At 64.1% G+C, this 7,014-nt stretch carries 7 protein-coding genes; all 7 read right to left on the reverse strand.

Translation table 11 applies throughout. From position 1 onward, the window contains the following. Position 1 precedes the first annotated feature (1 nt). The gene (locus ACVILH_RS28215; RefSeq protein ID WP_456715802.1) at positions 2-1,012 is read right to left on the reverse strand and encodes an ABC transporter ATP-binding protein; all 1,011 of its coding nucleotides are present in this window, start codon (positions 1,010-1,012) and stop codon (positions 2-4) included. After that, positions 1,005-2,114 carry an ABC transporter ATP-binding protein gene (locus ACVILH_RS28220; RefSeq protein ID WP_456715803.1) on the reverse strand — a complete coding sequence of 370 codons (1,110 nt, stop codon included), beginning with the start codon at positions 2,112-2,114 and terminating at the stop codon, positions 1,005-1,007. The genes ACVILH_RS28215 and ACVILH_RS28220 overlap by 8 nt, the downstream gene beginning before the upstream one ends. Before the next feature lie 4 nt (positions 2,115-2,118). Continuing rightward, the gene (locus ACVILH_RS28225; protein ID WP_456715804.1) at positions 2,119-2,337 is read right to left on the reverse strand and encodes a hypothetical protein; all 219 of its coding nucleotides are present in this window, start codon (positions 2,335-2,337) and stop codon (positions 2,119-2,121) included. Continuing rightward, positions 2,334-3,287, reverse strand: a complete 954-nt coding sequence (locus ACVILH_RS28230; RefSeq protein WP_456715805.1) for a carbohydrate ABC transporter permease — start codon at positions 3,285-3,287, stop codon at positions 2,334-2,336. Before ACVILH_RS28230 ends, ACVILH_RS28225 begins: the two co-directional genes overlap by 4 nt. Then, positions 3,284-4,246, reverse strand: coding sequence for a carbohydrate ABC transporter permease (locus ACVILH_RS28235; protein ID WP_456715806.1), 963 nt, complete (start codon positions 4,244-4,246; stop codon positions 3,284-3,286). Before ACVILH_RS28235 ends, ACVILH_RS28230 begins: the two co-directional genes overlap by 4 nt. A 227-nt stretch (positions 4,247-4,473) precedes the next feature. Next, positions 4,474-5,805 carry an ABC transporter substrate-binding protein gene (locus tag ACVILH_RS28240; RefSeq protein ID WP_456715807.1) on the reverse strand — a complete coding sequence of 444 codons (1,332 nt, stop codon included), beginning with the start codon at positions 5,803-5,805 and terminating at the stop codon, positions 4,474-4,476. Positions 5,806-6,132: 327 nt separating this feature from the next. Then, on the reverse strand, positions 6,133-6,786 hold the full coding sequence (locus tag ACVILH_RS28245) for a 4'-phosphopantetheinyl transferase family protein (RefSeq protein WP_456715808.1): 654 nt from the start codon (positions 6,784-6,786) through the stop codon (positions 6,133-6,135). Between the last annotated feature and the right edge of the window lie 228 nt (positions 6,787-7,014).

The raw sequence follows: 7,014 nt of genomic DNA on the forward strand, positions 1-7,014 counted from the left end.
TCTATCTCACCCGCTGACCCGCCCGGTCGAACAGCAGCGGCCGGGTGAACTCGATAGCGACGGAGTCGCCAACTTTCAATTCCGTGTCCGGCTCGACCAGGCTGACGATCTTCTGATCGTTCAGCGTGATGTGCAGGTGGTTCTGGTCGCCGAGATGCTCGATCCATTTCACCCGCGCCGCCGCGCCGCCATTGGCGCGACGCACGGTCATGTGCTCGGTCCGCGCGCCGATGGTCGCGACGTCGCCGGGCACGGCGAGATCCGGAAACAGCCCGCGCGGCAACAGATTGATGCCGGGACTGCCGAGGCGCGTGGCGACATAGGCGTTGGCCGGGTCCTCGTAGATCTCGCGAGGAGTTCCCACCTGCACCAGCCTGCCCTGGTCTATGACACCGATGCGGTTGGCCAGCGTCATCGCCTCGATCTGGTCGTGGGTGACATAGAGCATGGTGGCGCCGAGATCCTGCTGGATGCGCTTGAGCTCGATGCGCAGATCGGCGCGCAGCTTGGCATCGAGCGACGACAGCGGCTCGTCGAGCAGCGCAATTGCCGGCCGGCGCACCAGCGCGCGCCCGATCGCGACCCGCTGCATCTGGCCGCCCGACAATTGCGTGGCGCGGTTGCCGAGCTTGTCCTCGATCCGCAGCATCGCCGCGACATCGCCGACGATGCGCTTGATCTCGGCTTCCGGCGTCTTGCGCACGGGCGAGCGTAGCGGGAAGGCGAGATTGTCGTACACCGACAGATGCGGGTAGAGCGAGTATTGCTGGAACACGAAGGTCACGTCGCGCGCGGCCGGCGTCGCGTGCGTCTGGTCGACACCGCCGATGATCACCGAGCCACGGTCCGGCGTCTCGAGTCCAGCAACCAGCCGGAGCGTGGTGGTCTTGCCGGCGCCGGTCGGCCCGAGCAGCACGACGAGCTCGCCGTCGCGGATGGTCAGCGAGAGATCGCGCACGGCGGGCTTGCTGCCGAACGATTTGCTGACGGCATTGAGGCGCGTCTCAGCCATGGCGGCCTCCCCTCGCCGGCTGCTCGTAGAGCGCCGTGCGGATCGCGCGGCCGGTCGCGGCATTGAACAGCGAGAGACGGTCAGCCCGGAAGCTCAGTCCGACCGGCTCCGCGCGCTCGACGCGAACCGCTGCAGGGATGCGTGCCTTGACCATGCCGTGCGCTGTGGTGATGGAGACGATCTGGGTGGTGCCGAGATATTCGGCGCCGAACACCTCGCCGCGAAGGCCGCCCTCGGTCGTCAGCGTCACCTGCTCCGGACGGACGCCGAGCACCAGCGCGCTGCCATCGGCATCCTCACGCAGCACGGGCACGCCGATGTCAGCGCCATCGATGCGGACCGTCTCAGTGCCGGCAGAAAGCTTCGCGTCGAAGCGGATGAAGTTCATCGCAGGCGAGCCGATGAAGTCGGCGACGAACATCGAGGCCGGACGGTCATAAATCTCCTGCGGGGTGCCGAGCTGCTCGACTATACCGCGATTCATCACCGCGATCTTGTCGGCCATCGACATCGCCTCGAGCTGGTCGTGGGTCACGAACACCGTGGTGGCCTTGAGGCGATCATGCAGCGCGCGCAGCTCGCCGCACATGATGTGACGGAACTCGGCATCGAGCGCACCGAGCGGCTCGTCCATCAGGAACGCCTTGGGCTCGCGCACGATGGCGCGGCCGAGCGCGACGCGCTGGCGGTCGCCGCTGGACAATCCGCTGACGGGACGATCGATCAGGTGATCGATGCGCAGGATACGCGCGGCTTCCTCCACGCGACGCTTGATCTCGGCCTTCGGGACGCCCATCGACACCAGCGGAAAGGCGATGTTGTTGCGGACGTTCATGTGCGGATAGAGCGCGAACAGCTGGAACACCATGGCGATATCGCGCACCCTGGCGCGGCGGAACGTGACGTCCTCGCCGCCGAGGCTGATCGTGCCGGAGGTCGGCAGCTCCAGGCCTGCGATCATGCGCAACGTCGTGGTCTTGCCGCAGCCGGAGGGGCCGAGCAGGCAGAAGAACTCGCCATCGGCGATCGTGAAGCTGGTACCGCGCACGGCCGCGAAGCCGCCGAAGTGCTTCTCCAGGTTTTCGATCCGGATCTCGGCCACGGCGTCAGTCCGGGAACTTGGAGACGATGGTGAACATCACGACACCCGCAAGGGTTGTGACGAAGGAATAGGTGTAGAGCACCAGCGCGAAAGGCTGCAGCAGCATCAGCACGCCGGCCGCGATCAGGAGGGTTGCCACCGTCTCCATCGGGCCGCGGCGCAAGACCCGCGGCCAACGCGTGATGCCAGTGTCGAGGGGAAGGTTCTGGGTGGCTTCGCTCATTTGCGCACCGCTCCAAAGGTGATGCCGCGCAACAGATGCTTTCGCAGCACCACGGTGAACGCGACGATCGGAATCAGGAACAGCGTCGTTCCGGCCGCCACCGCCGGCCAGTCCTGGCCGCCTTCGCCGATGATGATCGGGATGAAGGGCGGCGCGGTCTGGGCGCTGCCGGAGGTCAGAAGCACCGCGAAGGCGTATTCGTTCCAGGCGAAGATCAGGCAGAAGATCGCGGTGGCGACGATGCCGGTGGTGGCCTGCGGCAGCACCACCTTGAAGAAGGCCTGCAGCCGCGTGTAGCCGTCGACCATCGCCGCCTCCTCATACTCGCGCGGGATCTCGTCCATGAATCCCTTGAGCAGCCAGACCGCAAGCGAGATGTTGACGGACGTATAGAGCAGGATCATGCCGAGCTTGGTGTCGGACAGGCCGAGCTCGCGGTACATCAGGTAGATCGGGATCGCGACCGCGATCGGCGGCATCATCCGGGTCGACAGGATGAAGAACAGCAGATCGTCCTTGAGCGGCACCTTGAAGCGCGAGAACGCATAGGCCGCGAGCGTGCCGAGCACGATCGACAGCGCCGTCGAGCCGAACGCGATCACCAGCGAGTTCACGTAGCGCGGGATGTAGTTCGAGGGACCGGCGATCACCATGTTGCGTTCGCGCGAGATGCGGTCGCACAGGCCCGTGGCCGGCGGCAGCTTGGCCATATACTCCGGCGCCTGCCGCGTCCGCGTCGTGAACAGGTTGCAGTAGCCCTCCAGCGTCGGCTCGGCGATGATCTTGGGCGGATAGGCGATCGCGTCCGACGGCGACTTGAAGCCGGTCATCACGATCCACAGCAGCGGCACGAGCGTGATCAGCGCGTAGCCGATCACGACGATCGCCGCGATCCGCTTCACCAGCGGCGACGGATCGACCACGGAATGGGCTGAGACGAGGCCGGTCATCGGCTTTTCACCCGGTTGAGCGCCTTGACGTAGATGTTGGCGAGGCCGAACACGGTAACGAACAGGATGATCGCGAACGCCGAGGAATAGCCGGTGCGCCATTTCTCGAACGCCTCGCGTTTCAGGGTGATCGAGGCGACCTCCGTCGTCGAGCCGGGTCCGCCACCGGTCAGCAGGTTGACCATGTCGAACATCTTGAAGTTCTCGATGCCCCGGAACAGCACCGCGAGCATGATGAAGGGCAGCGCCATCGGCAGCGTGATCGACCAGAACTGCCGCCACGGCGAGGCACGGTCGACCTCGGCCGCTTCATAGATGTAGTCTGGGATCGAGCGCAGGCCGGCGAGGCAGATCAGCATCACATAAGGCGTCCACATCCAGGTGTCGACGATCACGATGGCCCAGGGCGCCAGCGGCACCTGCGCCAGCATCTGGAACGAGGACGCTGGTGTACCGGTGAGAGCCGAGACGACGTAGTTGAAGAGCCCGGTCTGCGGCTGGTAGAGGAAGGTCCAGAAATTACCGACAACGGCCGGGGACAGCATCATCGGCAGCAGGATCAGGGTGGTCCACAGGCCGTGGCCGCGGAACTTCTTGTCGATGAGCCAGGCCAGGCCGAAGCCGAGAACCGTCTGGATCAGGATGCTCCAGAACACGAAGCGTGCCGTCACCGTCATCGCCGCCCAGACATCCGGATCGGTCAGGATCGACTGGTAGTTGGCGAGTCCGACATCGAGCACCGTCGCGTTGGGACGATTGGCGCGATAGTTGGTGAAGGAGAGCCGGATGGTCCAGATCAGCGGAAAGATGTTGATCGCCAGCAGCAGCAGCATCGTCGGCGTGATGAACAGCCAGGCGATGGCGCGCTCGGACAGGCCGCGCACGTGGCCGGCCACGACGGGCGGCGTCACCAAGGCGGCGCGGTCGACAAGGCCGCTCAATCCGGTTTGGTCGGTCATGCGAGGGACTGCTTCACAATGGCTGTTTGAGGGCGCTGCTCTATCCTCTCGTCATTCCGGGTCGCGCAAAGCGCGAGCCCGGAATCCATAGCCACAAGACGTTCTTTGGGGCGAGATCCGACGGACACATGTGCCTCACACCGCTTGCTGTGGGTATGGGTTCCGGGCTCGCGCTACGCGCGCCCCGGAACGACTCGTGGAGAGATCGGTACTGAGAAGTGCAATCGTCAGAGCTTGCCGTCCTCCTTGAACACCTTGGTCCAGTCGGCGATCAGCCCGTCGAGCGCGCCCTTGGCCGTGCCCTGGTCGGCGACGACGTAGTCATGCACGCGCTTCTGCATGGCGAGCAGCAGTTGCGCATAGGACGGCTCGGCCCAGAAATCGACCACCTGGTCCATCGCCACCAGGAAGTCGGCGGCGAACGGCGCGGTGGTCTTGAAGTTGGGGTCGTTGAGCACGCCCTTGTGGCAGCTATAGCCGCCGAGCGCCCACCACTTCTTCTGGGTGTCGAGCGAGGCGAACCACTTGATGTAGGCCAGCGCCTCGGCGCGGTTCGGCGAATAGGCCACCACCGAGATGCCCTGCCCGCCGAGCTGCGAGCCCTTTTCCTTCTGAGCCGGGTTGACGAAGAAGCCGATTTTGTCGCCGCCGACATTCGGATCCTTGTAGAGGCCTGGGAAGAACGCGAACCAGTTCATCTGCAGCGCGACCTGGCCGGACTTGAAGGCGTCGAGGCCCTCCTGCATGTAGCCGTTGGAATAGCCCGGTGGCGTGCAGCACTTGTAGAGCGCCTTGTAGAATTCGAGCCCCTTCACCGCGTCGTCGGAGTTGACGAAGCCCTGCATGTCATACGGCTTCTTCGGGTTCTGGTACTTGAAGCCGAACGGATACAGCGCATTGGTGACACCCATCGTGATGCCTTCCGAGCCGCGCTCGGTGAAGATCGCAGCGCCATAGACGGTCTTGCCGTCGATCACCCGCTTCTGGAAGAACTCGGCGATGTCCTTCAGCTCGGCTTGCGTCTTAGGGACCTCGAGTTCACGGCCGAATTTCTTCTTGAATTCCTCGCGGATCTCCGGCCGCGCGAACCAGTCCTTGCGGTAGGTCCAGCCGTTAGCGTCGCCCATCGCCGGCAGCGCCCAGTAGTTCGGCGTGCCCTTCGGCCATTCGGCATAGCCGGCGACGGTCGCCGGCATGAAGTCGGAGATCTTGATGCCTTCCTTGTCGAAGAACTCGTTGAGCTTGACGTATTGGCCGTTCTCGGCGGCGCCGCCGATCCACTGGGAATCGCCGATCATCAGGTCGCACAGCTTGCCCTTCGAGTTGAGCTCGTTGAGCATGCGGTCGGCGAAGTTCGGCCACGGCACGAACTCGAACTTCATGTTGACGCCGGTCTTGGCGGTGAAGTCCTTCGACAGTTCCACCAGCGCGTTGGCCGGGTCCCACGCAGCCCAGCACAGCGTGATGGTCTTTCCTTCGGCACGTGCCGGCGCGGATGCGCCGAGCACTGTCGCGGCGGCGACGGTCGCCGTCAGTGCAAATGTCTGCAGCAACTTCATCTGGCACTCCCTCCCTGTTGGCGCCGCCCGCTTTGTCGCGGATGACGGCGATCTATGCCCGCAGCTGAAAGCGCCGTCACAACGACAGCGCGAGCCGCAGACGTTTCCCCATGCCCTCGGATCAATCGCCCGAGTTAAGTATTTTGTTTAGTAAATTGGTGACAACTAAACATGTCAAGCCGCCTTCGGCACACTTTGCGACGCGTCATGTTTAGCGCCTGCGGTAACATGCTTGTCTGTCGAGACATTCCAGAATGCGGCGGCCGCAAAATTCTTGACGGCCCGGCCCTCATCTCTGCGCGCCCAACCTCAGGATGCGTGCAAGGATCAGCTCTGCGCGAGCTCGACGCCGCAGCCGACCCGATCATCATCGATCAGAAAGCGGCCGGACAAACAGGCCACCGCGGCCGGCCAAGCCGGCTTGAGAACGCGGACCATGTAGGTCCCCGACGTCCAGTCGATAGCCAGCTCGACATCCTGAAAGTCGAGAAAGCCCCGCGTGACCGGATACTGACATTTATAATAGGCTTCCTTGGCGCTGAAGATCAGGATCGGCAGCATCGGCCGGTGCGCCTCGGGCTGGGCGGCGGCCCATTTCCGCTCTGTGGGGGTCAGCACCAGATCCTGCATCGCCCGGTCGAGCTCGCGCCGATTCTCCACGTCGAGGCCGAGCGAGACAACGTCGCGGCTCCGCGCCACGACCACCGCACAGTAATTGTCGCAATGTGAGATGCTGCCGGTGTAGCCGGGCGGCCAGGTCGGCGCGCGGTCGGGTCCGGGAACGAGCGGGATGGGCGCGGCCCCGAGCGCCCCGAGCGCCCTGCGCGCCAATATCCGCGCGGTCGCGAATTCGGCCCGCCGCTTCGGCACGGCAGCCTGAATGAACGCGCGCTCCTCGGGAAACAGCCCGATCTCGGCCGGAGACAGAGCGGACGCCTCTACCGCAACCGGGCACTGAAACAGAGTCGCTATCGCCGTCATGAAGAAACTCTGCACTCCAGTACCAGCTCAGGAATCGCCTGCCGGTGGTTGATCGATCAGCGCCGATCTTACCTGAGACCAACTCAAATTCCCATCATCGTACACAAGCATGGTGCTGGCGCACCATCAGGCAGACCTGCGCCTCGGCGCACGACAGCTACACGCTAAATTAGTCGGTCGTTTCAATCGAACTACGACGACTCCGATTCAATTCGAAGTCTTGTAGTT

Source organism: Bradyrhizobium sp. USDA 4353 (assembly GCF_054063215.1).